The sequence below is a fragment of the Bordetella genomosp. 13 genome, assembly GCF_007679965.1.
Taxonomy (GTDB): domain Bacteria; phylum Pseudomonadota; class Gammaproteobacteria; order Burkholderiales; family Burkholderiaceae_B; genus Bordetella.
In genome coordinates, this window is record NZ_VEHL01000001.1 from 178,402 (window position 1) to 205,244 (window position 26,843).

General features: G+C 69.9%; 25 protein-coding genes and 1 tRNA gene. 18 read left to right on the plus strand and 8 right to left on the minus strand.

The annotated features are described in order from the left end of the window. Positions 1–2 precede the first annotated feature (2 nt). The 9 genes from fdxH to selD all read left to right on the plus strand — a co-directional run bounded on the left by fdxH (position 3) and on the right by selD (position 8,445). Positions 3–902 (plus strand): formate dehydrogenase subunit beta, encoded by a 900-nt coding sequence (gene fdxH / locus FS845_RS00830; RefSeq protein WP_144629982.1) that lies wholly within the window; start codon positions 3–5, stop codon positions 900–902. Then, positions 895–1,560: a formate dehydrogenase subunit gamma gene (locus FS845_RS00835; RefSeq protein ID WP_144629984.1), complete on the plus strand. Its 666-nt coding sequence runs from the start codon at positions 895–897 to the stop codon at positions 1,558–1,560. Before fdxH ends, FS845_RS00835 begins: the two co-directional genes overlap by 8 nt. Before the next feature lie 398 nt (positions 1,561–1,958). Next, positions 1,959–2,918 carry a formate dehydrogenase accessory protein FdhE gene (fdhE, locus tag FS845_RS00840; RefSeq protein WP_144629986.1) on the plus strand — a complete coding sequence of 320 codons (960 nt, stop codon included), beginning with the start codon at positions 1,959–1,961 and terminating at the stop codon, positions 2,916–2,918. After that, positions 2,911–4,353: an L-seryl-tRNA(Sec) selenium transferase gene (gene selA / locus FS845_RS00845; protein WP_144629998.1), complete on the plus strand. Its 1,443-nt coding sequence runs from the start codon at positions 2,911–2,913 to the stop codon at positions 4,351–4,353. The genes fdhE and selA overlap by 8 nt, the downstream gene beginning before the upstream one ends. A gap of 34 nt (positions 4,354–4,387) precedes the next feature. Beyond that, positions 4,388–6,355: a selenocysteine-specific translation elongation factor gene (selB, locus tag FS845_RS00850; RefSeq protein ID WP_144630000.1), complete on the plus strand. Its 1,968-nt coding sequence runs from the start codon at positions 4,388–4,390 to the stop codon at positions 6,353–6,355. Positions 6,356–6,378: 23 nt separating this feature from the next. Then, positions 6,379–6,471, plus strand: a tRNA-Sec gene (locus tag FS845_RS00855). A 151-nt stretch (positions 6,472–6,622) separates the two neighbouring features. Then, positions 6,623–6,868 (plus strand): AbrB/MazE/SpoVT family DNA-binding domain-containing protein, encoded by a 246-nt coding sequence (locus FS845_RS00860; RefSeq protein ID WP_144630002.1) that lies wholly within the window; start codon positions 6,623–6,625, stop codon positions 6,866–6,868. Next, complete coding sequence (locus FS845_RS00865) at positions 6,865–7,260, plus strand: PIN domain-containing protein (protein ID WP_144630004.1); 396 nt, start codon at positions 6,865–6,867, stop codon at positions 7,258–7,260. Before FS845_RS00860 ends, FS845_RS00865 begins: the two co-directional genes overlap by 4 nt. A 126-nt stretch (positions 7,261–7,386) precedes the next feature. Continuing rightward, positions 7,387–8,445: a selenide, water dikinase SelD gene (gene selD, locus FS845_RS00870; protein WP_144630006.1), complete on the plus strand. Its 1,059-nt coding sequence runs from the start codon at positions 7,387–7,389 to the stop codon at positions 8,443–8,445. On the opposite strand, the gene FS845_RS00875 is transcribed toward selD, so the two are convergent. Continuing rightward, positions 8,399–9,340, minus strand: a complete 942-nt coding sequence (locus tag FS845_RS00875; protein ID WP_144630008.1) for a LysR substrate-binding domain-containing protein — start codon at positions 9,338–9,340, stop codon at positions 8,399–8,401. The genes selD and FS845_RS00875 overlap by 47 nt on opposite strands. Positions 9,341–9,495: 155 nt before the next feature. Between FS845_RS00875 and FS845_RS00880 the strand changes: the two genes are divergently transcribed. Both FS845_RS00880 and FS845_RS00885 read left to right on the plus strand, forming a co-directional pair. Continuing rightward, positions 9,496–9,720 carry a DUF2917 domain-containing protein gene (locus FS845_RS00880; RefSeq protein ID WP_144630010.1) on the plus strand — a complete coding sequence of 75 codons (225 nt, stop codon included), beginning with the start codon at positions 9,496–9,498 and terminating at the stop codon, positions 9,718–9,720. Positions 9,721–9,821: 101 nt separating this feature from the next. Beyond that, a complete protein-coding gene (locus FS845_RS00885; protein WP_144630012.1) occupies positions 9,822–10,586 on the plus strand; it encodes an SDR family oxidoreductase in 765 nt (254 codons plus the stop codon). A gap of 54 nt (positions 10,587–10,640) precedes the next feature. Here the strand turns inward: FS845_RS00885 and FS845_RS00890 are convergent, their stop codons facing one another. After that, positions 10,641–10,970: a DUF779 domain-containing protein gene (locus FS845_RS00890; RefSeq protein WP_144630014.1), complete on the minus strand. Its 330-nt coding sequence runs from the start codon at positions 10,968–10,970 to the stop codon at positions 10,641–10,643. 23 nt (positions 10,971–10,993) lie between these two features. Next, complete coding sequence (gene adh, locus FS845_RS00895) at positions 10,994–12,523, minus strand: aldehyde dehydrogenase (RefSeq protein ID WP_144630015.1); 1,530 nt, start codon at positions 12,521–12,523, stop codon at positions 10,994–10,996. A gap of 228 nt (positions 12,524–12,751) precedes the next feature. Here adh and FS845_RS00900 point away from each other — a divergent pair, with 228 nt between their 5' ends. Then, complete coding sequence (locus FS845_RS00900; protein WP_144630017.1) at positions 12,752–14,770, plus strand: sigma-54-dependent Fis family transcriptional regulator; 2,019 nt, start codon at positions 12,752–12,754, stop codon at positions 14,768–14,770. Between the two features lie 129 nt (positions 14,771–14,899). Here FS845_RS00900 and FS845_RS00905 read toward each other — a convergent pair whose 3' ends face one another. Continuing rightward, positions 14,900–15,853 (minus strand): LysR family transcriptional regulator, encoded by a 954-nt coding sequence (locus FS845_RS00905; protein ID WP_186332114.1) that lies wholly within the window; start codon positions 15,851–15,853, stop codon positions 14,900–14,902. Between the two features lie 115 nt (positions 15,854–15,968). Between FS845_RS00905 and FS845_RS00910 the strand changes: the two genes are divergently transcribed. Genes FS845_RS00910 through FS845_RS00930 form a run of 5 tightly spaced genes read left to right on the plus strand, consistent with a single transcriptional unit; the run spans position 15,969 to position 22,119 of the window. After that, positions 15,969–16,982: a TRAP transporter substrate-binding protein gene (locus tag FS845_RS00910; protein ID WP_144630019.1), complete on the plus strand. Its 1,014-nt coding sequence runs from the start codon at positions 15,969–15,971 to the stop codon at positions 16,980–16,982. 4 nt (positions 16,983–16,986) lie between these two features. Continuing rightward, positions 16,987–18,867 (plus strand): TRAP transporter large permease subunit, encoded by a 1,881-nt coding sequence (locus FS845_RS00915; RefSeq protein ID WP_144630020.1) that lies wholly within the window; start codon positions 16,987–16,989, stop codon positions 18,865–18,867. A gap of 7 nt (positions 18,868–18,874) precedes the next feature. Then, a complete protein-coding gene (locus tag FS845_RS00920) occupies positions 18,875–19,414 on the plus strand; it encodes a VOC family protein (protein WP_144630022.1) in 540 nt (179 codons plus the stop codon). 6 nt (positions 19,415–19,420) lie between these two features. Beyond that, positions 19,421–20,686, plus strand: coding sequence for a ribulose-bisphosphate carboxylase large subunit family protein (locus FS845_RS00925; RefSeq protein ID WP_144630036.1), 1,266 nt, complete (start codon positions 19,421–19,423; stop codon positions 20,684–20,686). Between the two features lie 8 nt (positions 20,687–20,694). Next, entirely contained in the window at positions 20,695–22,119 is a 1,425-nt protein-coding gene (locus FS845_RS00930; protein WP_144630038.1) for a four-carbon acid sugar kinase family protein, read from the plus strand. A 20-nt stretch (positions 22,120–22,139) separates the two neighbouring features. On the opposite strand, the gene FS845_RS00935 is transcribed toward FS845_RS00930, so the two are convergent. The 3 genes from FS845_RS00935 to FS845_RS00945 are packed head-to-tail and all read right to left on the minus strand — an operon-like array spanning position 22,140 to position 24,229. Continuing rightward, positions 22,140–22,742: a malonic semialdehyde reductase gene (locus tag FS845_RS00935; protein WP_144630040.1), complete on the minus strand. Its 603-nt coding sequence runs from the start codon at positions 22,740–22,742 to the stop codon at positions 22,140–22,142. A gap of 4 nt (positions 22,743–22,746) precedes the next feature. Continuing rightward, positions 22,747–23,619: a pirin family protein gene (locus FS845_RS00940; RefSeq protein ID WP_144630042.1), complete on the minus strand. Its 873-nt coding sequence runs from the start codon at positions 23,617–23,619 to the stop codon at positions 22,747–22,749. Between the two features lie 16 nt (positions 23,620–23,635). Next, positions 23,636–24,229 (minus strand): NADPH-dependent FMN reductase, encoded by a 594-nt coding sequence (locus tag FS845_RS00945; protein ID WP_144630044.1) that lies wholly within the window; start codon positions 24,227–24,229, stop codon positions 23,636–23,638. 117 nt (positions 24,230–24,346) lie between these two features. Here FS845_RS00945 and FS845_RS00950 point away from each other — a divergent pair, with 117 nt between their 5' ends. After that, on the plus strand, positions 24,347–25,282 hold the full coding sequence (locus tag FS845_RS00950; RefSeq protein ID WP_144630046.1) for a LysR family transcriptional regulator: 936 nt from the start codon (positions 24,347–24,349) through the stop codon (positions 25,280–25,282). Between the two features lie 44 nt (positions 25,283–25,326). Here the strand turns inward: FS845_RS00950 and FS845_RS00955 are convergent, their stop codons facing one another. Next, positions 25,327–26,841, minus strand: coding sequence for a gamma-glutamyltransferase family protein (locus FS845_RS00955; protein WP_186332115.1), 1,515 nt, complete (start codon positions 26,839–26,841; stop codon positions 25,327–25,329). Positions 26,842–26,843: the final 2 nt, after the last annotated feature.

Genomic DNA, 26,843 nt, shown 5'->3' on the forward strand with positions numbered 1-26,843 from the left:
ACATGTCAATGCAATCCCTGGACATCAAGCGGGTCTCCGCAACCACCACGCCGCCGCCCGGCGTACGCGAGCCGTCCACCGGCAGCGTCGCCAAGCTGATCGACGTCTCCAAGTGCATCGGCTGCAAGGCCTGCCAGACGGCGTGCATGGAGTGGAACGACCTGCGCGACGAGGTCGGCACCACCGTGGGGGTGTACGACAACCCCGCCGACCTCACCGAGCATTCGTGGACGGTGATGCGGTTCTCCGAATACGAGAACCCGGCCGGCGACCTGGAGTGGCTGATCCGCAAGGACGGCTGCATGCACTGCGAGGATCCGGGCTGCCTGAAGGCCTGTCCCTCGCCGGGCGCGATCGTGCAGTACAACAACGGCATCGTGGATTTCCACGAGGAGAACTGCATCGGCTGCGGCTACTGCATCACAGGGTGCCCGTTCAACGTGCCGCGCATCTCCAAGAAGGACCACAAGGCGTACAAGTGCACCCTGTGTTCCGACCGCGTGGCCGTGGGCCAGGAGCCCGCGTGCGTGAAGACCTGTCCCACCGGCGCCATCGTGTTCGGCACCAAGGAGGACATGAAGCACCATGCGGAGGAGCGCATCGAGGACCTGAAGTCGCGGGGATTCGAGAACGCCGGGCTGTACGACCCGGCGGGCGTCGGCGGCACGCACGTGATGTACGTGCTGCATCACGCCGACAAGCCGGCCCTCTACCACGGCTTGCCGGAAGACCCGAAGATCAGCCCGATGGTGTCGCTGTGGAAGGGCATATCCAAGCCGCTGGGCGTGGCCGCGATGGCGTTGACCGCTTTGGTGGGCTTCTTCCACTACGTGCGCGTGGGCCCCAACGAGACCGACGAGGAAGACGAGCGCAAGGCCGAAGAGGAGGTGCGCCATGGCTGACCATCATCGCAAGCTGATCCTGCGCTACAACGCCAACGAGCGTACCAACCACTGGATCACCGCCATCACCTTCGTGCTGCTGGCGCTGTCCGGGCTGGCGCTGTTCCACCCGGCGTTCTACTGGCTCACCGGCCTGTTCGGCGGCGGGCCGTGGACGCGCATCCTGCATCCCTTCGTCGGGGTGGTGATGTTCGTCTCCTTCATGCTGTTCGCCATCCACATGTGGCGGCACAACCTGATGAACCGCAACGACGTGCAGTGGCTCAGGCAGATGCGCGACGTGGTCAACAACCGCGAAGACCGGCTGCCCGAGGTGGGCAAGTACAACGCCGGCCAGAAGCTGCTGTTCTACGTGCTGATCCTGTGCATGCTGGGTCTGCTGGCCAGCGGCATCGTGATGTGGCGGGCGTACTTCTCGTTCTACTTTCCGATCTGGGTGGTGCGCGGCGCATCGGTGCTGCATGCCGTCTGCGCGCTGGTGATGATCTGCGCGATCATCGTGCACGTCTACGCGGGAATCTGGGTGAAGGGCTCGATGGGCGCCATGGTGCGCGGCACGGTCACCTGGGGCTGGGCCTGGAAGCATCACCGGCTGTGGTTCCGCCAGGTGCGCAAGGATGCGGCCGGCTACGGCGATCCCTCCGTTCCGCCGAAATAGCACCGGCGGGCTGACCGCGCCTGCCGCACACGGCCGCTTCCCCATCCGGAGCGGCCGTTGTATTTGGCGGCGCCTGCTTTGCCGGCACGCGCGGCCGGGGCGGCCCGCCGGCGCGCTTGGCCGTGTCTGACGCTCCCGCTGCGATCGGAAGGGCCCGGATACGCCGGTAGGCATGAGACGCGCGGCGCGTCTGGCCCTTTCGAAGGTATCGGAGGCGCGCCGCACCGGGCTATGATGAACGCGGGGGCCCGCGCCACGCGGGCACGTGGAGTCGATTCCACGCCTCGTCAGGCATTCGGCGGTGTCATCGAACGCATGATGTCGGCCTCGTGTTTGCCGCCGTGCCCCGTGCTGTCCCAACGCGGCGCACAGGCGCGGCAGCTGTTCTGGAGAATGTTGTGCAGCGTATTCTTCCCCGCGGTGAGATCGAGGAGCTCGATCACAATGCCATCGTCCGTGTGCGCCTGCCCGAGCGCGGCTCGGTGTTCGCCGCCCGCGCCGCGCGCCTGCGCCAGTTGGCCACGAACAATCCCGTGGCCGATTACCTGGGCCTGATGGCCGATCTGGTCGAAGCCCAGCAGGCCCTGTTGGCCGAATGCAATGCCCCCGGCGCCGACGCGGTGCGCATCGACCGCGCCCAGGCGCACGGCATGCCGCCGCTGCAGGCCGTGGGCTGGCAGCGCGATCCGCTCTGGACGGGGCTGTTGCGTCGCCTGGCGCAGCGCCTGGAAGCCATGCCCGACGCGCCCGCCGAGGCCATCGAGGTCTGCCAGGGCCTGCGCCGCACGCTCGAAGAAAATCCCGCGGCCATCGAGGCCATGGCCGACGCCCTGATCGAAGAGCGCGACGAGGGCGTGGACAGCGCCGCCGCGCCCATCGTGATGGCGGCCCTGCAGGTGTACTGGACCGACCTGGCCAGCCGCTTCGACCCGCGACAGTTGCCCGTGGCCAGCCCCTTCGGCGTATGTCCCGTGTGCGGCAGCCTGCCGGTGGCCAGCGTGGTGCGCGTGGGCGGACAGTTCGAGGGCTACCGCTACCTGTGCTGCTCGCTGTGCGCCAGCGAATGGCACATGGTGCGCGTGACGTGCACGCACTGCGAAGATACCGAGACGGTGGCCTATCACGCCATCGAGGGCCGCTCCGAGGCCGTGCGCGCCGAGTCCTGCGACCGCTGCCACAGCTACCGCAAGATCTTCTATCAAGAGAAAGACCTGTACGTCGAGCCGGTGGCCGACGACCTGGCCAGCCTGGCGCTGGACGTGCTGATGGGCGAGGCAGGCTATTCGCGCGCCAGCGGCAACCCCTTGCTGTGGCACGGGTCGGTGGACTCGGAGGAATCGGCGGGCGCGGATGACTGAAGCGACGCCGCAGAATCCGTCCGCCGTGGCGCTGGCCGGTCCGGCCGACATCCCGTCGCTGGACCGATTGCTGGGCGCGGCCCCGATGCAGGCGCTGCTGGATGCCTACGGACGCACGCAGGTGGTGGCCGGGCTGCGCGCCCACCTGGCCGCGTTGCGCGCCGAGGCCGTGGCCGGCACGCTGGTGTCCGACCGCATCGAGACCGGCGCCATCGTGCACGGTTTGGCCGCCACCCTGAAGCAGGCCGCCGGGCCGCGCCTGCGCGCCGTCTACAACCTGACGGGCACCGTGCTGCATACCAACCTGGGCCGCGCGCCGCTGCCCGACGAGGCCGTGGCCTCGGTGGTGCGTGCGCTGACCGCGCCGGCCAACCTCGAATTCGACCTGGAAACCGGCGGCCGCGGCGATCGCGACGACCTGATCGAGGACATGCTGCGCGAACTGACCGGCGCCGAGGCCGCCACCGTGGTCAACAACAATGCCGCGGCGGTGCTGCTGATGCTCAATGCGCTGGCCGACCGCCGCGAGGTGGTGGTGTCGCGCGGCGAACTGGTCGAGATCGGCGGGGCGTTCCGCATCCCGGACATCATGAAGCGGGCGGGGGCGCGCCTGGTCGAGATCGGCACCACCAACCGCACCCATGCCAAGGACTACGAGGAAGCCATCGGCCCGCGCACCGCGATGCTGATGAAGGTGCATTGCAGCAACTACGCCATCACCGGCTTCACCAAGAGCGTGGACGTGGCCGGGGTGGCGCGCATCGCGCACGCGCGCGGCGTGCCGATGACGGTGGACCTGGGCAGCGGCACGCTGCTGGACCTGACGCAATGGGGCCTGCCGCGCGAGGACACCGTGCGCGAGACGATCCAGGCGGGCGCCGACCTGGTCACCTTCAGTGGCGACAAGCTGCTGGGCGGCCCGCAGGCCGGCCTGCTGGTGGGCCGCGCCGACCTGATCCGCAAGATCAAGAAAAACCCGCTGAAGCGCGCGCTGCGCGTCGGCAAGCTGACGCTGGCGGCGCTCGAGCCCGTGCTGGCCCTGTATCGCGCGCCCGAGTTCCTGCCCGAGCGCCTGACCACGCTGCGCCTGCTGACGCGGCCGCAGCGCGCGATCCAGGCCGCGGCCGAGCGCCTGCGCGACACGGTGCAGCATGCCGTGGGCGCGGGCTATACCGTGCAGGCCGTGCCCGTCTTCAGCCAGATCGGCAGCGGCGCGCTGCCGGCCGATCACCTGCCCAGCGTCGCGCTGGCCATCCGGCACGCCGGCAGCGGCCGGCCGGGCCGCCACTTGGCGCGCCTGGAGGCCTTGCTGCGCGATCTGCCTCGGCCCGTCATCGGCCGGCTGGCCGACGACGCGCTGTGGCTGGACCTGCGCTGCCTGGAAGAGCGCGACGAGGCGGGCTTCGTGGCGCAATTGGCCAAGCCGCTGGCATGATGCGGCCTTTCGTTCCCACCACGGAGGCCGCGGCATGATCGTCGGCACCGCCGGGCACATCGACCACGGCAAGACCACGCTGGTGCGCGCGCTGACGGGCGTCGACACCGACCGCCTGAAGGAAGAGAAGGCGCGCGGCATCTCCATCGAGCTGGGCTATGCCTATACGCCGCTGCCCAATGGCGACGTGCTGGGCTTCATCGACGTGCCCGGCCACGAGAAGCTGGTGCACACGATGGCGGCCGGCGCCACGGGCATCGACTTCGGCCTGCTGGTGGTCGCGGCCGACGACGGCGTCATGCCGCAGACGCGTGAGCACCTGGCCATCCTGATTTTGCTGGGCGTGGCGCGCGGCGCGGTGGCGCTGACCAAGGCCGACCGCGCCGACGCGGCCCGGCTGCGCGAGGTCGAACACGAGATCGCGCAACTGACGGCCGGCACGTTCCTGGAGGGCGCGCCGGTGTATGCCACGCGGCCGGCCGAGCGGGGCGATGCGGGCACGGCCGCGCTGAAGGCGCACCTGGACGATGCGGCGCAGGCGCTGCCGGCACGCGGCGCGGACGGCCTGTTCCGCCTGGCCGTCGACCGCGCCTTCACGCTGGCGGGGCACGGCACCGTGGTCACCGGCACGGCGCATGCCGGCCGCGTGCGCGCGGGCGACGAGGCCGCCGACCTGCGGCTGATGCCCGCGGGCACACCCGTGCGCGTGCGCAGCATCCATGCGCAGAACCGCCCCAGCCCCGAGGGCGTCGCGGGGCAGCGCTGCGCGCTGAACCTGCCGGGCGTGGACAGGCATGCCATCGCGCGCGGCGACTGGATCGCCGATGCGCGCTGCTTCCAGCCGTCGCGCCACGTCGACGTCGACCTGCACTGGCTGGAATCGGCCGACGGACCGTTGCGCGCCTGGGCGCCGCTGCACATCCACATCGGCGCCGCGCACCACGTGGCGCACGCGGTGCCGCTGGCACCGGAGCAGTTGGCGCCCGGCCATCGCGGCCGGGTGCAGCTGGTGTTCGACAAGCCCGTCTGCGCCATGCCCGGCGACCGCTACATCGCGCGCAACGCGCAGGCCTCGCGCACGGTGGGCGGCGGCCGGGTGCTGGATCCCGACGCGCCTGACCGCAAGCGGCGCACGCCGCAGCGGCTGGCCTGGCTGGATGCGGTCGCGGCCCTGCTGGATGGACAAGGCCTGGCGCCCGCGCTGCGCGTGGCGCCGCTGGGCCTGGACGAGGCGCAGCTGCAGCGCCTGACCGGCCTGCCCGCGCAAGCCGTGTCCGTGCCGGACGATGCGCGATGGGTCGCGGCGCGCGCGCCCCATGCCGTGCGCACGCTGGTGCTGGCCGGACATTGGGATGACCTGTGCGACCACGCCGTGGCGGCGCTGGACGGCTTTCACGAACAGTCTCCCGACGAGCCCGGCCTGGATGCCGCGCGCCTGCGCCGCATCGCCGCGCCGGCGGCGTCCGAGCCGCTGTGGCAGGCCGTGCTGGAGCACCTGCTGGCGCAACAGCGGCTGGCCCGCAACGGCGCATGGCTGCACCGGCCGCTGCATGCGGCCACGCTGGGCGAGGCCGAGGCGGCCCTGGCCGAACGGCTGCTGCCGCTGATCCAGGAGGGCAGGTACGATCCACCCTGGGTGCGCGACCTGGCGCGCGTGCAGAACGAACCGGAAGAGCGCGTGCGGCAGCTGCTGCGCAAGCTGCTGCGGCGCGGCGAGGTGGCGCAGGTGGTCAAGGACCTGTACTACCATCGCGACCACGTGTCCGACCTGGCGGCGCTGGTGGCCGAGTTGTGCGCGCGCGACGGCAGCGCGCACGCGGCTGCGTTCCGCGACGCCACCGGGCTGGGCCGCAAGCGCGCCATCCAGATCCTGGAATTCTTCGACCGCGTGGGCTACACGCGCCGCCTGCGCGACAGCCACGTGCTGCGCAGCGACACGGCGTTGTTTGGCCGGGCCGCGTTCGGCCGGGCCGCGGATGGCCAAGCCGCGTCCGCGGCCTGACGTATCATTGGCAACGCCGCCACGGAAGGCATTCGTGCCCGGCGGCACGGCTGGGCTTCAAACCCAGTTGGGGGCGTCAGACGCTCCCAGGTAGGTTCGACTCCTGCTGCCTTCCGCCTTCCGCCTTCCGCGCCGCGCCGCGCCTTCAGCGGCTTCCGAGAACCGCGCTCGTGCCGTTTCCTTCCCTGCGTCCTATTTATCGACGGCTGGCTTGCGCCCTCTATTGCCTTACCCTAAAGTAAGGAGTTGTTGAGAAAGGATGGTTCCATGTCTTCCGCCACCGTTACGTCCAAAGGGCAGATCACCATTCCCGTCGACGTCCGCCAGCAGCTCGGACTGTCCGCCGGCGACCGGGTTGAATTCGTCCTAAATGAAGCGTCCGGGCGATACGAAGTCATTCCCGCTACGTATCCTGTCACTGCGCTCAAGGGCATCATCCGCAAACCAGTCAGGCCGGTATCCATCGAGGACATGAACGCAGCTATCGCCGAGCAAGGAGACAAGGCCCGATGATCGGCCTCGATACGAACGTGCTGGTGCGTTACTTCGTACAGGACGAACCCGCGCAGGCAAGGAAGGCAAGCGCGTTGATCGAATCGTTCAGCGCGGAACAGCCCGGCTTCATCTCGCAGGTGGCGCTGGTCGAGGTCGTCTGGGTGCTGGCGCGGGCATACCATGCGCAACGCGCCGAGATCGTGCAGGTCATCGAGATCCTGCTGCGCACGCAGGGTCTGGTGGTCGAAGCCGCCGAAACGGTCTGGAAGGCGTTGCGCCTGTACGCCGCTTCGTCTGCCGACTTCGCCGATTGCCTGATCGAGCGCGCCGGCCACGACGCCCAATGCGAATACACCGCCACGTTCGACACGAAGGCCGCGAAGACGGCGGGGCTCAGGCTCATCAAATAGCTCAAGCGACCGGGGCGGACCATGGCCGCCCGAACGGGGATTCCGGCATCGCCCGGTGCTATGCTTGCCCGACATCGCGGCGCGACGCTGCCCGTCCTGCCGCCGCATTCCACATCAGGTGATTCCATGGCTCAAGACGGCGCCGGCGCGCAACCCCGACTGACTTCCCTATCCCACGGCGGCGGCTGCGGCTGCAAGATCGCGCCGGGGGTGCTGTCCACGCTGCTGGCGCGCCATGCGCCGTTCAAGCCCTGCGCCGACCTGCTGGTGGGCACCGAGACCGCCGACGACGCCGCGGTCTACCGCCTGAACGACGAGCAGGCGCTCATCGCCACTACCGATTTCTTCATGCCCATCGTCGACGATCCGTTCGATTTCGGACGCATCGCCGCCACCAACGCGCTGTCCGACGTCTATGCCATGGGCGGCACGCCCATCATGGCGCTGGCCATCGTCGGCATGCCCATCAACGTGCTGCCGCACGACGTCATCGCCGAGATCCTGCGCGGCGGCGAATCGGTCTGCGCCGATGCCGGCATCCCGGTGGCGGGCGGGCACTCCATCGACTCCGTCGAGCCCATCTACGGCCTGGCCGCCATGGGCCTGGTGCATCCGTCGCGCATCAAGCGCAATGCCGACGCGCGCGCCGGCGACGTGCTTATCCTGGGCAAGCCGCTGGGCGTGGGCGTGCTGTCGGCCGCGCTGAAGAAGAACCTGCTTGACGCGGCCGGCTATGACGCCATGATCGCCGCCACCACGCTGCTCAACCGCCCGGGCACGGCGCTGTCGGCATTGCCGGGCGTGCACGCCATCACCGACGTCACCGGCTTCGGCCTGCTGGGCCATGCGCTGGAGATGGCGCGCGGCGCCGGACTGACGGCGCGGCTGCGGCTGGCCGAGTTGCCCTGGCTGGACCAGGTGCAGGACTACGCCCGGCAAGGCGTGATCACCGGGGCATCGGGCCGCAACTGGGCCTCGTATGGAGACGCCATCCGCCTGGGCGCCAACGTGGACGCCGCCGCCCGCGCGCTGCTCACCGACCCGCAGACCTCCGGCGGCCTGTTGGTGGCCTGCGCGCCGCAGGATGCCGACCAGGTGCTCAGGCTCTTCCACGGCCAGGGCTTTGGCCGGGCCGCCGTCATCGGCGAGATGGTCGAGGGCGAGTCCCTGGTCCAGGTCGACTGACCTGCGCCTGCTGCGCCAGCCAGTCCGCCACCACGTCTGCATCGGGACCGCCCGCGCGCGGATTGCGCACCAGCCAGTAGGCGGGGCCGTCGGAACCCACGGCCTGTGGCTGGCCCAGCGCCACGAGCCGGCCGTCCCGCAGCATGGGATCGACCAGCGCCAGCCGGCCCAGCGCGATGCCATGGCCGGCCAGGGCGGCGTGCACGATCTGGTCGTACTGGTTCAGGCGCAGCATCCCCTTGGGCTGCTGTCCGGCCAGGCCGTTCGCGTCCAGCCATTCCCGCCAGTGCAGCCAGGGCCACGAGGGGCCATCGAAATCGAGCAGGACGTGGCGCGCCAGCGCCGCGCCGTCGAGCCTGCGCAGGCGCAGCGAGGGATGCGCCACGGGCACCAGCGCTTCCCCGAACAGGCGCCGCGCGTCGGCGGGCGCCTGCGCGGCCGTGCAGTAGCGGATCGCGATGTCGATGTCTTCGCGCCGCAGGTCCAGCACCCGGTTGTCGGCTGCCACGCGCACGTCCATGCCGGGATGGCGGTCCTGGAACGCACCCAGGCGCGGCAGCAGCCACAACGTGGCCACGCCCATCGTGGTGGTGATGGTGACCGGCGCGCGGCGACCGGGTTCGCGGCAGCGGGCGACGAGCTCGCCCAGCTCCGTCAGCCACGGGTCGGCCAGGCGGAACAGCTGCGCGCCCTCGGCGGTGAACGATACCGAGCGGAACCCCCGCGTCAGCAGCGCCACGCCCAGGTGGTCCTCCAGCGCGCGCACCTGGCGGCTGATGGCCGACTGGGTCAGGTGCAGGTCTTGCGCCGCCAGCGTGATGCTCATGCGGCGGCCCACGGCGACGAAGCCGCGCAGCAAGTCGAGCGGAGGCAGCCTGGCGAGGTCTGGTGACATGCGTATCGCTCATGTGAAAGCGACGGAGAAGTCGCTTGAGCGATCTTACGGCGGCAGCGTTCAATTGGCCATGTCCGCGGAACGGTGGCGGACCCATCCGACGCAAGAGGACCGGCATGGCCACGGGAAAAATCAGCTTCATATGCATGAATGGAATGTCATTCCAGCTGCCGCGTGGCGCGGCCGCGCAGCTCAGGCAGGTCCTCGGCGTGCGCATCCTGTGCCGCGCCGGTACGCTGTGGGTGTCGGAGGATGGACGCGCCGACGATCTGGTGCTGCAATCCGGGCAGTCCGCGCTGGTCGGCAACGACCGTGCCATTGTGCTCACCGGCCTGCCGTGCGCCGAGGTCGAGCTGCAGCAGGTGGGATCGCGGCCCTGAAGGTGCGATGCCAAGGCGGCCCCCGGCAGGCCGGACACACGAGGAACGCGCTGCCGCGCGACAAGAGAACGGCCAGGCTTGGCCACATCAAGGAGACGACGATGCAGTCCGATGAATCCCCTTCCAAAGTCATGATCGTCACTGGCGCCAGCCGCGGCATCGGCGCGGCCGTCGCGCGGTCGGCGGCCGCGCGTGGCTATGCCGTCTGCGTCAATTACCACAGCCGGGCCGACGCGGCCGATGCGGTCGTGCAATCCATCCGCAACGCAGGCGGCAAGGCGCTGGCGGTGCGTGCCGACATGGCCAGCGAGGCCGAGGTCGTGGCGATGTTCGAGGCGGTGGACCGCGAACTGGGACGCGTCGATGCCCTGGTCAACAACGCCGGCATCCTCGATGTACAGACCACCGTCGAGCACATGAGCGCCGAGCGCATCTCGCGCATCCTGGCCACCAATGTGGTCGGCGCGTTCGTCTGCTGCCGCGAGGCCGTGCTGCGCATGGCGCCGCGCCATGGCGGACGCGGCGGCGCCATCGTCAACGTGTCGTCCATGGCAGCGCGGCTGGGCTCCGCGGGCGAATACGTGGACTATGCCGCATCCAAGGGCGCGGTCGATACGCTCACGCTGGGCCTGGCCAGGGAAGTGGCGGCCGACCGCATCCGCGTCAACGGCGTACGCCCGGGCCTCATCTACACCGACATGCACGCCAGCGGCGGCGAGCCCGGGCGCGTGGATCGCCTGAAGACCGGCGTGCCCATGCAGCGCGGCGGCACCGCCGAAGAGGTGGCCGCCGCGGTGCTGTGGTTGTGCTCGGACGAATCCAGCTTCACCACGGGTTCGTTCATCGACGTGTCGGGCGGCCGCTAGCCGCCGTCACGCCAGCCGCGGCGGGGCGGCGCATGTGCGGATCACGCACCGCCTTCACGTCGCGCAGATCGTCGACCGCGTCAGGAAGCGTTCTTCCCGGCCGTTGTCCAGCGAGAACATTCCGCCGCGTCCCGGCACCACGTCGATGATCAGGTCGGTGTGCTTCCACGCCTCGTACTGCGCGCCGCCGATGTAGAACGGCGCGCCGCCGATCTCGCCCAGCCGCACGTCGTTGTCGCCCAGCAGGAACTCGCCCTGCGGATAGCACATGGGCGAGGACCCATCGCAGCATCCCCCTGATTGATGGAACATGATGGGCCCGTACTGGGCAGTCAGTTCCCCGATCAGCCGCAGGGCCGACGGGGTGGCGCATACCTTGGCCATGGCGTCTCCCGCATGCGCATCGGTCAGAAGAAGCCCAGCTTCTTCGGGCTGTAGCTCACCAGCAGGTTCTTGGTCTGCTGGTAGTGATCGAGCATCATCCTGTGGTTCTCGCGGCCGATGCCCGACTGCTTGTACCCACCGAAGGCCGCGTGCGCGGGATAGGCGTGATAGCAGTTGGTCCACACCCGTCCAGCCTGGATGGCGCGGCCCATGCGGTAGGCCGTGTTGCCGTCGCGCGACCACACGCCCGCGCCCAGCCCGTACAGCGTGTCGTTGGCGATCCGCAGCGCCTCGGCCTCGTCCTTGAAGGTCGTGACCGACACCACCGGGCCGAAGATCTCTTCCTGGAAGACGCGCATGCTGTTCTTGCCCTTGAATACCGTGGGCTGCACGTAATAGCCGTCCTTCAGGTCGCCCTGCAACTGCGCGCGTTCGCCGCCCGCCAGCACCTGCGCACCCTCCTGCTTGCCGATGTCCAGGTACGACAGGATCTTCTCCAGCTGCTCGCTGGAGGCCTGCGCGCCCATCATCGTGTCCGCATCCAGCGGGTTGCCCTGCTTGATCGCGGCCACGCGCTGCAGCGCGCGCTCCATGAAGCGGTCGTACAGCGATTCCTGGATCAGCGCGCGGCTGGGGCAGGTGCAGACTTCGCCCTGGTTCAGCGCGAACATGACGAAGCCCTCGATGGCCTTGTCCAGGAAGTCGTCGTCCTGCGCGCCCACGTCGGCGAAGAACACGTTGGGCGACTTGCCGCCCAGCTCCAGCGTGACCGGTATCAGGTTCTGCGAGGCGTACTGCATGATCAGGCGCCCCGTCGTGGTCTCGCCCGTGAAGGCGATCTTGGCGATGCGCTTGTTCGAGGCCAGCGGCTTGCCGGCTTCCAGGCCGAAGCCGGTGACGATGTTCAGCACGCCCGGCGGCAGCACGTTGGCGATCAGCTCGGCCAGCACCAGCACGCCCAGCGGCGTCTGCTCGGCGGGCTTCATCACCACGCAGTTGCCGGCGGCCAGCGCGGGCGCAAGCTTCCAGGCCGCCATCAGGATGGGGAAGTTCCACGGGATGATCTGCCCCACCACGCCCAGCGGCTCCTTGAAGTGATAGGCCACGGTGTCCGCGTCGATCTCGGACAGCCCGCCTTCCTGCGCGCGGATGGCCGAGGCGAAATAGCGGAAGTGGTCCACGGCCAGCGGCAGGTCGGCGGCGCGCGTCTCGCGGATCGGCTTGCCGTTGTCCCAGGTCTCGGCGGTGGCCAGCAACTCCAGGTTGTCCTCGATGATGTCGGCGATGCGGTTGAGCATGCGCGAGCGTTCGGCCACCGAGGTGCGGCCCCAGGCCGGCGCGGCCTTGTGCGCCGCATCCAGCGCCAGCTCGATGTCCTGCGCGGTGGAGCGGGCATGGCGCGACAGGGTCTGGCCCGTGACCGGCGTGACGTTGTCGAACAGCTGGCCGTCGGCGGGCGCCTGGAACTTGCCGCCGATGAAGTTGCCGTACTCTTTCTTGATGTCGATCGGCGAGCCGTAAGCGCCCGGGGCGATGCGGGTGGAAGTGTCCATGTTCGTCTCCGTATTGTCGTAGTGGGGGAACCCGTCGGACACGTTGCAATAAGCGTGCCAGGGGACGGATGCACGTGTGTTTCACGCATGGACAAGCCGGCGGCCCGCATGCGAAAGTAGGCCGGTCCGCGGCCGGCGCCCGATCGCTGCACGCAGCACGCCGGTAACTGTCGCGTTTTGCGACAGCGCGCATGAACAGGTGTCGCAGAATGCCTGTCGGAGACGATCATGCCCACGCTATCCCGCCAGCAGGCGCTGGCCAGCGCGCGCCGCCTGTTCAACGAGCAAGGCGCCGTACCCGATCATCTGGTGGCGGAGCCCATCCTGCGTTCCTGGCGGCGCTGCGCCGACCTGGGTCACGACATGCGCGGCCCCCGGCGGCCGCAGCCGCTGACGCAGTCGGAGCTGCGCGAGGCCCTGCAACGCCACGAGACCCTGCGCCGTCTGTGCCGACCCGCGCTGGAACAGCTGCGCCAGGAGGCGCGCCACAGCGGCGGCCTGATCGTGTTGACCGACGCCAGCGGCCTGGTGCTGGACACTGGCGGCAGCGCCGACTTCGTCGACCGCGCCTCGCAGGTGTCGCTGATGCCCGGCGCGGCGTGGAGCGAGTCGGCCGCCGGCACCAATGCCATCGGCACGGCGCTGGCCGAGCGCCAGCCCATCGCCGTGCATGGCGCCGAGCATTTCTTCGAGCCCAACCGCATCCTGACCTGCGCCGCGGTGCCCATCACGGATCCGCGCGGCCAGACGGTCGGCCTGCTGGACCTCTCGGGCAGCGCACACGGCGCGCACGGCCATGCGCTGGGCCTGGTGCGCATGGCCGTGGACCAGATCGAGCATCGCATGTACGACGAGGGCTACGGCGATTGCCTGGTGCTGCGCCTGCATGCCGAGCGCGAGGCGCTGGGCACCGTGTGCGAAGGCATCCTGGCATTCGAGGGCGAGCTGATGGTGGCCGCCAATCGCCATGCACTGCGACTGCTGGGGTTGGATGGCGGCGCGCTGGGCGTGTACCGCTACGGCGACCTGTTCGCCGAATCGCTTGCGCAGGCCGCGGCGCGCGGCGTGCTGCATCGGCTGCAGGGCGGCGGCGTCCTGCATGCTCGGGTGCGCTGGCCGGGCGAGGACGGCGCGGGCCGTCCCTTCGCCCCGCCGCCGCGCGACCGCGTGGCCAGGGCATCCGAAACGTCCCCTGGGTCCGGGGCATCCGATGCGTTCGGTGCGTCCGCCATGACGGCTGCGCCGGCCAGGCACGCACCCGCCGCGTTGCCGACCGGGCGCGCCCGGCATGGCGCCGATAGGCCAGCCCTGCGCAGCACGGCCCTGCGCGATCCCGAGCCCTGGTTCGATGCCGCCGCGCTGGCCGAACTGGGCCGCGCCGTGCGCCTGCTGGACGCGGGCGTGTCGGTGCTGCTGCAGGGCGAGACGGGCTGCGGCAAGGAAGTCTTCGCGCGGCGCCTGCATGCGCGCAGCGCGCGCGCCGGCCGGCCCTTCGTGGCCGTCAATTGCGCGGCGCTGCCGGAAAGCCTGATCGAATCCGAACTGTTCGGCTATGAAGAGGGCGCCTTCACCGGCGCACGCCGCCAGGGCAGCAAGGGCCTATTGCGGCAGGCCGAGGGCGGCGTGCTGTTCCTGGACGAGATCGGCGACATGCCGCTGGCCTTGCAGGCCCGCCTGCTGCGCGTGCTGCAGGCGCGCGAGGTGACGCCGCTGGGCGGGGGACGCGCCGTGCCGGTGGATTTCGCGCTGGTGTGCGCCACGCACCAGCCGCTCGATCCGGCCGGCCAGCAGGCCGTGCGCGCCGACCTGTACTTCCGCATCGCCGAGTACACCGTGCGGATGCCGGCATTGCGCCAGCGCGCGGATCGCGCCGACGTGGTGCGCGCGCTATGGCAGGCGGCGGGCGATGCGCCGCCCTTGCCGGCCGAGGTGCTGCACCGGCTGGCGCGCTATGACTGGCCGGGCAACTTCCGGCAGCTGGCCAGCACGCTGCGTATGTTGCGGGTGCTGGCCGAGCCGGGGCAGGCGGTGCGCCTGGACATGCTGCCGCATGAGATTGCGTCTGATAACGCCGTGGCCGTAGTGCCGGTGACGCCGCCGCCTGATACCTTGCAGGCACTGACCGATGCCGCCATCCACGAGGCGCTTGCGGCCTGCGACGGCAACGTCAGCCGCGCGGCGCGCAAGCTGGGCGTGCATCGCAGCACGCTGTACAGGCGCGGCCGAGGAGTCAATCATGAGCACTAAACTGGCGTGCTCCGTTGCGCTTAACGTGTAACGCATGACGGTGTACGAAATGTCAGAAACCACTTTCACGTTCCGTGTCGAAGAAGCTTCATACTGCGCGGCAATGGCCGTCGAGCCGTGCAGACATGCCTAATGTTGGGCACCGGCCTGAGTAGAACGCTTCCCCCGTCCGCGCTTCTCACCTTCCTCCCCCCGCGGCCGCATCTTCACCATCAATTCATACAGCCGCTGCGCCGCCGGCGACAGGCTGGCCCCACGCCGCTTCACCAGGTGGATGCGCCGCACCAGGCCCGGCAGCTTGATCGGCCGGCTGACCAGCCCCGGCCGATCCAGCTCGTACAGCGTCAGCGCTGGCACCACGGTGATGCCGATGCCCGCGGCGATCATGCCCGTCAGCGTGGCCAGCTGCTCGACCTCCAGCACGGTGTTCATCGGCGTGGGATCGAACGCGCGCTCCAGCTGCAGGCGCACGCTGTGCGACCGCGCCAGGTGGATGAAGCGCGAGTCCGCCAGGTCGCGAACGCCGATCTCGGCGCGCCTGGCCAGCGGATGATCCTGCCGGCACACCAGGTGGAAGCGGTCGTTGCACAACAGTTCGGTTTCCAGGTCCTGCGCCTGGGTGCCCGACGAGGCCAGCGCGAAGTCGGCCCGGCCCGCGCGCACCAGTTCCAGCGACGGCGCCGACAGCATGTCGGCCAGTTCCAGTTCGATGCCGGGATGATGCGCCAGGAACTCGGCGAACACGCCCGGCAGCCAACCCGCCGCGATCGACGGCAGCGCCGCGATGGACACGCGGCCCTTGCGAAGCGTGGCATAGCCGCGGAAATCATCCACCAGGTCGTCGAACTGTCCCACCATGCGGCGCGCCGAGATTTCCAGCACCTGGCCCTGCGGCGTCAGCTCCACGTTGCGGGTGTCGCGGTCGAACAGGCGCGCGCCCAGGGTGTCCTCGATGGCGCGGATCAGCGAACTGAAGGCCGACTGAGACAGATTGCAGACTCGCGCGGCGCGCGTGAAGCTGCGCTGCTCGGCCAGGGCCAGGAAGGCGCGCAGGTCGCGGGTCGACAGATTTATCTCTCTCATCGCTTAATCCATCTGAATTTTCGGTTTCACCAATTCTAGTGCCGGCGGTAAATTGTGTGCCACTGAGAAGCGGCAGGACGCCAGTCCGCACGCCGCCCCACCAAGGAGAGAGACCATGCCGACGATGACGCGTCGCACGCTGCTGCGCACCATGGCCGCCGCGCCCGCGCTGTACCTGGGCGTGCCCAAGTTTGCCCGGGCCGCGGAGTTTTCCTACAAATACGCCAACAACCTGCCGATGTCGCACCCGCTGAACGTGCGCTCGCAGGAGGCCGCCGACCGCATCAAGAAGGAATCCGGCGGCCGCCTGGAAATCAACATCTTCCCGAACAACCAGCTGGGCGGCGACACCGACATGCTGTCCCAGGTGCGCAGCGGCGGCATCGAGCTGTTCACGCCCTCGGCTTTGGTGATCGCCACGGTGGTGCCGGTGGCGGCCATCAACGCGGTAGGCTTCGCCTTCTCGAACTACGACCAGGTATGGTCGGCCATGGACGGCAAGCTGGGCGCGCACGTGCGCGAAGCCATCGGCAAGTCGCGCCTGTATGCCTTCGAGAAGATGTGGGACAACGGCTTTCGCCAGACCACGACCAGCAACAAGCCGATCCAGTCGGCCAGCGACCTGGCCGGCAGCAAGATCCGCGTGCCCGTCAGCCCGCTGAGCATCTCGATGTTCAAGGCGCTGTCCGCGGCGCCCGCCAGCCTGCAGTTCAGCGAGGTGTATTCGGCGCTGCAGACGCGCATCGTCGACGCGCAGGAGAACCCGTTGCCCATTATCCAGGCCGCCAAACTGTACGAAGTGCAGAAGTACTGCTCGCTGACCAACCACATCTGGGATGGCTACTGGTTCATCGCCAACGGCCGCGCCTTCGAGCGCCTGCCCGTCGAGTTGCGCACGCTGTGGGAAACCGCCTTCAACGAGGCCGGCATCAAGCAGCGCGAAGACCTGAAGGCCATGAACCAGTCGATCCAGAAAGACCTGGAAGGCAAGGGCCTGGCCTTCAACCAGCCCAAGGCCGACACGTTCCAGGCCGCGCTGCGCAAGGCGGGTTTCTACGAGGAGTGGCGCGGCAAGTTCGGCGACCAGGCCTGGGGGCTGCTGGAAGGCGCCGTCGGCAAGCTGGCCTGACGCCATGCAGGCCGCTCATCACTTCGCGCCCGGCGCGCAAGCCGTGGCGGCGCCCGGCCGCGGCGGCCTGCTGGCCGCCGTCGACCGCGCGCTGGGCCTGATGGTCGAGGTGCCGGCCGCGCTGCTGGTGCTGGCCGAGATCGCCGTGCTGCTGGCCGGCGTGATCGCGCGCTACGTATTCCATGCGCCGCTGGTCTGGTCCGACGAGCTGGCCGGCATCCTGTTCCTGTGGCTGTCCATGCTGGGCGCGGTGGTGGCGCTGCGGCGCGGCGAGCACATGCGCATGACGGCCCTGTTGTCGCGGTGTTCGCCAGGGTTGCGGGCCATGCTGGACGTGGCGGCCATCGCGGCCTCCATCGCCTTCCTGGCGCTGGTGTTCCCCCATGCCTTCGAATACGCCTCGGAAGAGGCCATCGTGACCACGCCCGCGCTGGAGATATCCAACGCCTGGCGCGCGGCGGCACTGCCCACGGGCTTCGGGCTGATGCTGCTGATGGGCGTGCTGCGCCTGCTGCGGGTGGGCAGCGCGCGCCACATCGTGGTGGCCGTGCTGGCCGTGGGCACGGCGGTGCTGCTGTTCTGGCTGGCGCAGCCGCTGCTGCAGGGGCTGGGCAAACTGAACCTGATCGTGTTCTTCGTGGGCGTGGTGGCGGCCAACGTGTTCCTGGGCGTGCCCATTGCGTTCTCGTTCGCCCTGGCCACCTTCGGTTACCTGGCGCTGACCACGCATACGCCGCTGATCGTGATGGTGGGCCGCATGGACGAGGGCATGTCGCACCTCATTCTGCTGGCCGTGCCCATGTTCATCCTGCTGGGCCTGCTGATCGAGATGACGGGCATGGCGCGCGCCATGATCGGTTTCCTGGCCAGCCTGCTGGGCCACGTGCGCGGCGGCCTGTCGTACGTGCTGATCGGCGCGATGTACCTGGTGTCCGGCATCTCGGGCTCGAAGGTGGCCGACATGGCCGCCGTGGCGCCGGCGCTGTTTCCCGAGATGAAGCAGCGCGGCGCCAAGCCCGGCGACCTGGCCGCGCTGCTGTCGTGCACGGGCGCGCAGACCGAGACCATCCCGCCCAGCATCGTGCTGATCACCATCGGTTCCGTCACGGGCGTGTCCATCGCTGCGCTGTTCACGGGCGGCATGCTGCCCGGCGTGGCGCTGGGGCTGACGCTGGGCCTGATCGTGTGGGCGCGCAGCCGCCACCAGGACCTGAGCCAGGTCAAGCGCGCCACGGGCCGAGAGATCGGCCGCACGCTGGTCATCGCCATCCCCGCGCTGATCCTGCCCTTCGTCATCCGCGCCGCGGTGGTCGAGGGCGTGGCCACCGCCACCGAGGTGTCGACCATCGGCATCGCGTACTCGGTGCTGGCGGGCCTGCTGGTCTACCGCTGCTTCGACTGGAAACGCGTGCCCACTATGCTGGTGGAGACCGCCGCCTTGTCGGGCGCCATCATCTTCATCGTGGGCACGGCCACCGCCATGGCGTGGGGCCTGACGCAATCGGGCTTCTCGCGCGACCTGGCCGCGGCGATGGCCGACCTGCCCGGCGGGGCCATGGGCTTCCTGCTGGTGTCCATCGTGGCCTTCGTCATCCTGGGCAGCGTGCTGGAGGGCATCCCGGCCATCGTGCTGTTCGGGCCGCTGCTGTTCCCCATCGCCCGCCAGGTCGGCGTGCACGAAGTGCACTACGCCATGGTCGTGATCCTGTCGATGGGCGTGGGCCTGTTCGCGCCGCCCTTCGGCGTGGGCTACTACGGCGCCTGCGCCATCAGCAAGGTCAATCCGGACGAGGCCATTCCGTACATGTGGGGCTACCTGGGCGCGCTGGTGGTGGGCGTGTTCCTGGTCGCCTTCATTCCCTGGATTTCCATCGGTTTTCTCTGAGGCAGCTATGAGTCGATTTTTCGGTGAGGTCCGCCAGGCGGGCTACGTGGTGCACGACATCCAGAAGGAGATGCGCCACTGGAGCGAGGTGCTGGGCATCGGCCCCTGGTACTACGCCGACCGCGTGCCGGTGCAGAACTTCCACTATCGCGGCGAGCCCTCGCCGATCGAGGTGTCGGTGGCGCTGGCCAATTCCGGACCGCTGCAGATCGAGCTGATCCAGCAGCGCAACGACGCGCCCTCCATGTACAAGGCCTTCCTGGACGCCGGCCGCACCGGCCTGCAGCACCTGGCCTACTGGACCGAATCGTTCGAGGACGACCTGAAGCGCCTGGCCGCGCAGGGCCTGGTGGTGGGCATGAGCGGCGAGGTCGGCAAGAACGGCCGCTACGTCTACTTCGAGACCGAAACGCATCCCGGCACCGTGATCGAGCTGTCCGAAGTGGCCGGCCCCAAGGGCAAGCTGTTCAAGCTGATCCGCGAAGCGTCCATCGGCTGGGACGGCCGCGATCCCGTGCGTCCCTTCCCCGACCTGAACACCCTGTAGGCTGTCATGACTGCTGACGCGCGCGCCGAATTCGAGGCGACCTATCTCATCGAAACCCCGTACCCGCCCGAGCAGGCGGCGCAGGTGCTGGCCGGCGAACAGTCCAGCGGCACCTTCGTGCGCGTGGCCGGCGAGACCGATGACCTGCGCGCCCGCTCGCGCGCCAACGTCACCGCCATCCGCGAGCTGGACGCCGTCGACACGCCCAGCCTGCCCAACGCTTTCCTGGACCGCCGCGGCGTGACCGGGCCGTACCGGCGCGCCGAGATCACCGTGCGCTTTCCGGTGGACAACGTCGGCCCCAACCTGGCCACGCTGGCCGCCACGGTGGCCGGCAACATCTACGACCTGGGCGAGATGACCGGCGTGAAGCTGACCTCGCTGCGCCTGCCGCCCGACTACGTGCGCGCCTTCGACGCGCCGCGCCAGGGCGTGGCCGGCACGCGCGCGCTGACGGGCCGAGCGGCCGGACCCATCCTGGGCACCATCATCAAGCCCAACGTGGGCATGACCCCCGAGCAGACGGCCGCCACCGTGGCCACGCTGTGCGAGGCAGGCGTGGACTTCATCAAGGACGACGAAGTCATGGCCAACCCGCCGCATGCGCCGCTGGCGCGCCGTGTGGCCGAGGTGATGAAGGTCATCGACGCGCACGCGCAGCGCACCGGCCGCAAGGTGATGTACGCCTTCAATATCTCGGACGAGACGGACGCCATGCGGCGCCACGCCGACCTCGTGGAAAAGGCCGGCGGCACCTGCGTGATGGCCAGCCTGAACTGGTGCGGCTACAGCGCCATCCAGTCGCTGCGGCGCTGCACCGCGCTGGCGCTGCATGGCCACCGCAACGGTCTGGCCGCGATGTCGCGGCATCCGCTGCTGGGCATGGCGTTCCCGGCCTACCAGGTGCTGTGGCGCCTGGCGGGCGTGGACCAGCTGCACGTCAACGGCCTGGGCGGCAAGTTCTACGAAAGCGACGACAGCGTGGTGGCCTCGGCGCGCGCCTGCCTGCAGCCGCTGGCCGGCGGCGACGAGGTGATGCCCGTGTTCTCGTCCGGCCAATGGGCCGGCACCGTGCCCGCCACCTTCGACGCGGTGGGCAGCGACGACCTGATCTTCCTGTCGGGCGGCGGCATCCTGGGCCATCCGGACGGCGCGGTGGCCGGCGTGCAGAGCATCCGCGACGCATGGGAGGCCGCGCGCAGCGGCGTGACGCTGCCGGTGCACGCGCAGACCCATCCGGCGCTGGCCAGCGCGTTGGCGTTCTACGGCTGATCCGCGCGATGGCCGCGGTGCGCATCGCCTATTACGGCGACGATTTCACGGGCTCCACCGACACGTTGTCGGTGGCCGTGCGCGCGGGCCTGCGCGCCGCGCTGTTCCTGCGGCCGCCGACGGACGCCGACCTGCGCGCGTTCGGCGACCTGGACTGCGTGGGCGTGGCCGGCACGGCGCGCTCGTGGCCGCCCGAAGAGATGGACCGCGAGCTGCCCACCATTTTTGGCGCGCTGGCCGCCACGGGCGCGGAATTCATCCACTACAAGACCTGCTCCACCTTCGACAGCGCGCCGCACGTCGGCAGCATCGGCCGGGCCCTGCAGCTGGGACTGCGCACGCTGGGCCAGTCCACGGCCTTCATCGTCGGCGGCCAGCCCGGCCTGGGCCGCTATTGCGCGCACGCCAACCTGTATGCGCGCGCCGGGCAGGACGGCCCGGTGTACCGGCTGGACCGCCACCCCACCATGAGCCGCCATCCCATCACCCCGATGGACGAGGCGGACCTGCGCGTGCATCTGGCGCGGCAGGGCCTGGAACGGGTGGCGTCGTTCGGCGTGGACCGCTTGCCGGACGCCACGCCGCGTGCATTGGACGCCCTGCTGGCGGATGGGCCGCGGGCGGTGCTGTTCGACGTGCTGGAAGACACGCATCTGGCTGGCATCGGCCGCCTGCTGTGGGACCGCATCGCGCGGCAGGCCGGCCCCTTGCTGCTGGCGGGGCCCAGCGGCGTGGAACAGGCGCTGGTGGCCGGCTGGCCGGACGCTGCCCGCGGGCGGGCCGCCGTGGGCGGCATGCCGGCCCAGGCGGCGCTACGGACCCGCGGCGCGGGCGACATTGCCGTCGACGCGGCCAGCGGCCTCGCGGCGCCGCGGCCGCCCTCGTCCAGGCCGACGCCGCTGGCGGTGGCGCAGACCTTCGTCGTGGCGGGCAGCCGCTCGCCGGTCACGGCGCAGCAGGTGCGGCGGGCGCAAGCCGACGGATTCGCGCTGCTGGACATCGATCCCGTCCAGGCCGCGAGGCAGGCATTGGACGCCGAGCCGGGGCCGTACTGCCGGGACCTGGCCGCGCGGGCCGTGCAGGCCCTGCAGGACGGCCGCAGCGTCGTGGCGAATACCACGCTGGCGGACGAGGCGCCGTCCGGCAGCGGATCGGCCCTGGCGCGTTTCGCCGGCCAGCTGATGCGCCAGGTCCTGCGGCGCCATCCATTGTCGCGCGTGGGCTTCGCCGGTGGCGACACCTCCAGCCTGGCCGTGCAGGCCTGGGATGCGCGCGCCCTGACGCTGGCCTATACGCTGAGTCCGGGCGTGGCCGTGTGCAAGGTGCATGCCGACGACCCGGCGCTGGACGGGGTGGAGTTGATGCTCAAGGGCGGCCAGATGGGCCCGCCGGACGTGTTCGAGGCGTTGAGGCAGGGCAGGCACGTTGCCTGATCCCCGGGTGCCTGACGGCGTCATTCGAACCGGCAGGCTTCCTCGAACGTCAGCCTGGGATCGCGCGGGTACAGCCTGGCGTCGTCGCCATGGCCGATGGTGCAGATGAAATTCGCTTTCCACGACGTGCCTTTGAAAAAGGCATCGTCCAGGATGGCGTTGTCGAAGCCCGACATGGGACATACGTCCAGCCCCAGCGCGCGGGCCGCGATCATCAGGTAGGCGCCCGTCAATGAACTGCTGCGGTACGCAATGGATTCGGCGAAGGCGGCATCGGCTTCGAACATCGGCTTCACGTCCATCCTCGGGAACAAACGCGGCGCTTCCTCGTAGAACCGGGCGTCCTGGGCGATGATCGCCGTCACCGGCGCCGCGGCCACCTGCGCGGGGTTGCTGCCCATGCCCTCCAGGGCGGGAAGCAGCCTGCTGCGGCCTTCCTCCGAACGGACGAACACGATGCGCGCAGGCTGCAGGTTGCCGCTGGTGGGCCCCCACTTCACCAGCTCGTAGAGACTGCGCAAGGTATCGTCGGACACCGGCCGGTCCAGCCAATGGTGGTGCGAGCGGGCATCGGTGAACAGCTGTCGCAGAACGACCTGTGATATCGGTTGGCGGGTGTGCATCGTGTCAGTTCCCTTGCGCGACGGACGCGGGCAGGCGGCCCTCGGCGGCCAGCTGCCGGCCCAGCGCGCGGATGTACGCTTCGCCGTCGAGCAGCGCCGTGGGTGAGGTGTGCACGGAGTAATAACCTATGGCCAGATCGTGATCGTGCGGCACGGCGGATCCCAGCATGAACTGCGTATGCTCGATCGCGCGGAACTCGACGGCGTCGTCGGAGGACTCGAAGGCGGTCAGTTCCCGGGCGTGCAGGCGATGGCCGTTGGCGAGCACGTCGCCTTCCGCGGGCGATACCCACAGCACGGTGTGGCCCGGCGGCGGCGTGTAGGTCCAGCGCTGGCCGGCCGCCAGCGTCACTGCCAGCACGTTCATCGGTGACGGTGCCTCGATGGCGCTGCGGGCGTCGCCATGGCTGCCCAGCAGCACCCGTGCGGGACCGCTGTGGGCGATGTCCTCCACGGACTGGAAGACGGCGTGCGTCGGCCCCAGTTCCAGTTCGGGTGGCAAGGCGATCCACAGCTGGAAGCCCCGGACGCGGCCTTGCCGCGCGTCGCCCACGCTGCCGCCATGCCACATGCCGCGGCCGGCCTGCATCCATTCGACGCCTCCTGCGGGCAGCACCACCGTGTCGCCCGACGGATCGATCAGGTCCATGCGGCCTTCGATCAGATACGAGAGCGTGGCGATGCCCGAGTGCGGGTGCAGCGCGCCGGTGAAGGGCGGCCCCTGCATGTCGAAGAAGTCCAGGAATACGAAGGGCTTGAGGATCTGCCCGAGGTCGGACGGGCTCATCAGGCGGACCGCGGGGCCGTTGCCGCGTCCCGGGGTGCGATGGGCGATTCCCCGGACGGGGCCGACGATGTGTTCGGCGAGTGCTGCCATGTCTGTTCTCCTTGGCTCAGGCGGTCGCGGCGCGCGCGGTTTTCAGGGCATCGCTCCACCACAGCAGGTCGTCGATCAGTTGCCCGGCGTGGTGGTCGTGCGCCTTCAGCACGGCCTCAATGGCGTCCTGCTTGCCCTGGAAGTGCGCGTAGATCGCGTCGGCGGGGAGATGCACCGCGTTGCGCACCGGCGCCATGTGCAGTTCGACGGCGACCTCGCGCAGCTGCTGCACGGCACGCGCGCCGCCCACGCTGCCCCAGCTGACGAAGCCGATGGGCTTGCGATGCCATTCGGCATACACCCAGTCCAGCGCGTTCTTCACGATGGCCGGAGCGGCGAAGTTGTATTCGGGCGTCGCGATCACGAAAGCGTCCGACGCCGCGATCTGCTCGGTCCAGCGCCGCACCGCCTCGTTCTCGTAAGGCGGACGGCCGGGGATGCCAGGCAGCATGGCGCTGTCGAAGAAGGGCAGGGAATAGTCGCGCAGGTCGAGCAGGCGCGTGGTGACGCCGGCGCGTTGCGACAGGTGGCCTTCGATCCAGCGTGCGGGCTGGTCGGAGAAACGGCCTTCTCGGGTGCTGCCGATGATGATGGAAACGGTGGTGCTCATGGTGGGCTCCTGGTCGGAAGGCGCGTCGTCACGCCGATGCAGCCAATGTACGAGCAGCCAGAAAACCGATAAAGATGGAATAATGAGTTGGACTCGTGCACTGAACGATAGAATCCCATGGATCTGAACGACATTGCGCTGTTCGTCGGCGTGGTGCGCGCCGGCAGCTTCGCCGAGGCCGGGCGACGGATCGGAATGCCGCCCAGCACCGTCAGCCGGCGCCTGCTGTCGCTGGAGGCGACGCTGGGCGCGCGGCTGATGCAGCGCACGACCCGGCGCCTGGTCCTGACGGATGCCGGACGCCAGCTCTTTGCCGCGTCCGCCGACCAGATCGATGCGCTGATGCACGTGACCGGCCAGGTGGCCGAGAACGCGAACGAAGTCGCCGGCCGGGTGCGGGTGGCCGTGCCGGCCGACTTCTTCAACTGGTTTCCGGCGGAACGGATCGCGCGCTTCGTGCAGGCGCATCCGCGCGTGCGGCTGGAGTTCGAGCTGGACGACGCGCGCGTGGATCTGCTGGGGGAAGGCATAGACGTCGCGATGCGCGCGGCGGACCGTGATCCGTCATTGATCGCGCGCAAGGTCGGCACCAGCCGTGCGATGCTGGTGGCCAGCCCGGCGTATCTGGCGGCGCGCGGCATGCCCGCGCGGCCGAGCGATCTGGCCAGGCATGATTGCATCACGACGCCCGCCCGCGGCGGCCCGCGCGCCAGTTGGCGGCTGGGCGGGGCCAGGCGGCAGGCGATGCCCGTCGAGGTCGACGGCCCGTTCCAGGCCAATACGGCGTCAGCGCAGTTGGCCGGCGCTCTGGCGGGCCTGGGCATCGCGTCGCTGCCCGCGGCGCTGTGCGCCGCGCACGTCTCTGCAGGACGCCTGCGGGAAGTGCTGGCCGATCACGCATCGGCAAGCATGGGCGTGCATTTCGTGTATCACAGCCGGCGGCAGCTGCCGCGCGCGGTCGCGGCGTTCATCGAGTTCGCCGCCACGGCGATAGAAGAGCTGGGCCTGATGCAACCGGAACGGCCAGCCAGAGCAGGCCGGCGAGGCAAGTAGCATGGCCTTGACGTCCACGCCGTGCCATTGCCTGCACGATGGTTTCACCAGGCCATCGCGCAGGCCTCGCGGCGCAAGTCCGCGGCGGCTTCCAGCATCCCTTCCGGCAGCCGGCGCACCGCCTTGATCGAGCCGAAATAGAACGGATGCAGCGAGTCGGCCTGCACTGTGATCCCCGCCGCGCGCAGCCGGTCCACCACCGTGGCGGGAAAGCCCGGCTCGCATTGCAGGCTGCCGTCGCGGGCGATGCTCCAGCGCGGCAGGTCGATGGCCTGCGGAAGGGGCAGGCCATCGTCCAGCGCGTTGAAAATGTATTGCACGCCGGTGGTGGTCTGGCTGACGCCGCCGGGCGACACCGCGTACAGCACGGGACGGCCGCCAGCCAGCACCAGATAGGGATTCAAGGTGTGCACGGGTTTCTTGCCGGGCGCCAGCATGTTGTGGCGCCGCGGGTCCAGGCTGAACTCGCCCAGCCGGTTGTTCATCAGCACGCCGGTGCCGGGGTCCACGCACCCGCTGCCGAAGGGCTGGAAGACGCTTTGCAGCATGACCAGCCCATTGCCCTGGGCGTCGGCCAGCACGATGCCCGCCGTGTCGCCCGGGTCCTCGCCGTCCGTCCGGCCGGTCGGATGGGGCGCGGGAAGTTCCGGACACGGCCAGGCCGCTCGAGTATCGGCGACCCGGTCATGCAGCGCGGGCAGCAGGCGGCGAGCCTGCATCACCTGCGCGTACAGCCTGTCGTCGCGAGGCCGGCCGATCTCGTGGCGCAGCGCGTGCAATTGCGCCAGCATCAACACGCCGACCGAGTTGGGCGGCATGACGCCGATGCGCCAGCCGCCGATGTCCTGCCAGACCGGATCGCGCCATTGCGCGCGGATGCCCAGCAGGTCGTCCGCCTCCAGCAGGCCGCCGGTCTCCTTCGCGAACGTGCACAGCGCCGCGGCGGCCGGGCCCTCGTAGAACCCGGCTTCTCCCTGGTCCGCGATACGTTCGAGCGTCCGCGCCAGCGCGGCCTGCGGGTAGGGCGTGCCCGCAAGGCGGTCCCTGCCCGCATCCATGAAGGCCTGTGCGAAGCCGGGCTGGCCGCGCACCGGCGGTCCGGCCAGCGACAGGTTGCGGGCCAGTTCGCTGCTGAAGGCACCGCCGTCCGCGGCCAGGGCGATCGCCGGCTGGAACAGGCTGCGCCACGGCAATTTTCCATGGGCCCGGTGCGCCGCCGCCCACATTCTCACCAGCCCCGGCACCAGCCAGCTGCGCGGGCCGCGCCCGTCGATGACGCCGTCGAATGCCGAGGGGACCGCTCGCCGCGGGGCCACGCCGGAGCCGTCCAGGGCGCGCAGCCTGCCGGTGGCCGCATCGTAGAACAGGGCCATGGCGCAGCCGCCCAGCGAGGTTGCGTGCGGCAGTGCGACGGTCAGCACCGCCGACGCGGCGATCATGGCGTCGCACAGCGACCCGCCCGCTTCGAGCTGCAGCCGGGCGGCATGCGTGGCCTGGTGATGGCCGGTGGCGACGCCATGGTGGCGGCCATACAGGCTGGCCCGGGGGCGTGACGGCATGC

Excerpts from the sequence above, each read along its gene's own strand:
- fdxH (WP_144629982.1), top strand. The coding sequence starts at position 3 with ATGTCAATGCAATCCCTGGACATCAAGCGGGTCTCCGCAACCACCACG.
- FS845_RS00835 (WP_144629984.1), top strand. The coding sequence starts at position 895 with ATGGCTGACCATCATCGCAAGCTGATCCTGCGCTACAACGCCAACGAG.
- selA (WP_144629998.1), top strand. The coding sequence starts at position 2,911 with ATGACTGAAGCGACGCCGCAGAATCCGTCCGCCGTGGCGCTGGCCGGT.
- selB (WP_144630000.1), top strand. The coding sequence starts at position 4,388 with ATGATCGTCGGCACCGCCGGGCACATCGACCACGGCAAGACCACGCTG.
- FS845_RS00860 (WP_144630002.1), top strand. The coding sequence starts at position 6,623 with ATGTCTTCCGCCACCGTTACGTCCAAAGGGCAGATCACCATTCCCGTC.
- FS845_RS00865 (WP_144630004.1), top strand. The coding sequence starts at position 6,865 with ATGATCGGCCTCGATACGAACGTGCTGGTGCGTTACTTCGTACAGGAC.
- selD (WP_144630006.1), top strand. The coding sequence starts at position 7,387 with ATGGCTCAAGACGGCGCCGGCGCGCAACCCCGACTGACTTCCCTATCC.
- FS845_RS00875 (WP_144630008.1), bottom strand. The coding sequence starts at position 9,340 with ATGTCACCAGACCTCGCCAGGCTGCCTCCGCTCGACTTGCTGCGCGGC.
- FS845_RS00880 (WP_144630010.1), top strand. The coding sequence starts at position 9,496 with ATGTCATTCCAGCTGCCGCGTGGCGCGGCCGCGCAGCTCAGGCAGGTC.
- FS845_RS00885 (WP_144630012.1), top strand. The coding sequence starts at position 9,822 with ATGCAGTCCGATGAATCCCCTTCCAAAGTCATGATCGTCACTGGCGCC.
- FS845_RS00890 (WP_144630014.1), bottom strand. The coding sequence starts at position 10,970 with ATGGCCAAGGTATGCGCCACCCCGTCGGCCCTGCGGCTGATCGGGGAA.
- adh (WP_144630015.1), bottom strand. The coding sequence starts at position 12,523 with ATGGACACTTCCACCCGCATCGCCCCGGGCGCTTACGGCTCGCCGATC.
- FS845_RS00900 (WP_144630017.1), top strand. The coding sequence starts at position 12,752 with ATGCCCACGCTATCCCGCCAGCAGGCGCTGGCCAGCGCGCGCCGCCTG.
- FS845_RS00905 (WP_186332114.1), bottom strand. The coding sequence starts at position 15,853 with ATGAGAGAGATAAATCTGTCGACCCGCGACCTGCGCGCCTTCCTGGCC.
- FS845_RS00910 (WP_144630019.1), top strand. The coding sequence starts at position 15,969 with ATGCCGACGATGACGCGTCGCACGCTGCTGCGCACCATGGCCGCCGCG.
- FS845_RS00915 (WP_144630020.1), top strand. The coding sequence starts at position 16,987 with ATGCAGGCCGCTCATCACTTCGCGCCCGGCGCGCAAGCCGTGGCGGCG.
- FS845_RS00920 (WP_144630022.1), top strand. The coding sequence starts at position 18,875 with ATGAGTCGATTTTTCGGTGAGGTCCGCCAGGCGGGCTACGTGGTGCAC.
- FS845_RS00925 (WP_144630036.1), top strand. The coding sequence starts at position 19,421 with ATGACTGCTGACGCGCGCGCCGAATTCGAGGCGACCTATCTCATCGAA.
- FS845_RS00930 (WP_144630038.1), top strand. The coding sequence starts at position 20,695 with ATGGCCGCGGTGCGCATCGCCTATTACGGCGACGATTTCACGGGCTCC.
- FS845_RS00935 (WP_144630040.1), bottom strand. The coding sequence starts at position 22,742 with ATGCACACCCGCCAACCGATATCACAGGTCGTTCTGCGACAGCTGTTC.
- FS845_RS00940 (WP_144630042.1), bottom strand. The coding sequence starts at position 23,619 with ATGGCAGCACTCGCCGAACACATCGTCGGCCCCGTCCGGGGAATCGCC.
- FS845_RS00945 (WP_144630044.1), bottom strand. The coding sequence starts at position 24,229 with ATGAGCACCACCGTTTCCATCATCATCGGCAGCACCCGAGAAGGCCGT.
- FS845_RS00950 (WP_144630046.1), top strand. The coding sequence starts at position 24,347 with ATGGATCTGAACGACATTGCGCTGTTCGTCGGCGTGGTGCGCGCCGGC.
- FS845_RS00955 (WP_186332115.1), bottom strand. The coding sequence starts at position 26,841 with ATGCCGTCACGCCCCCGGGCCAGCCTGTATGGCCGCCACCATGGCGTC.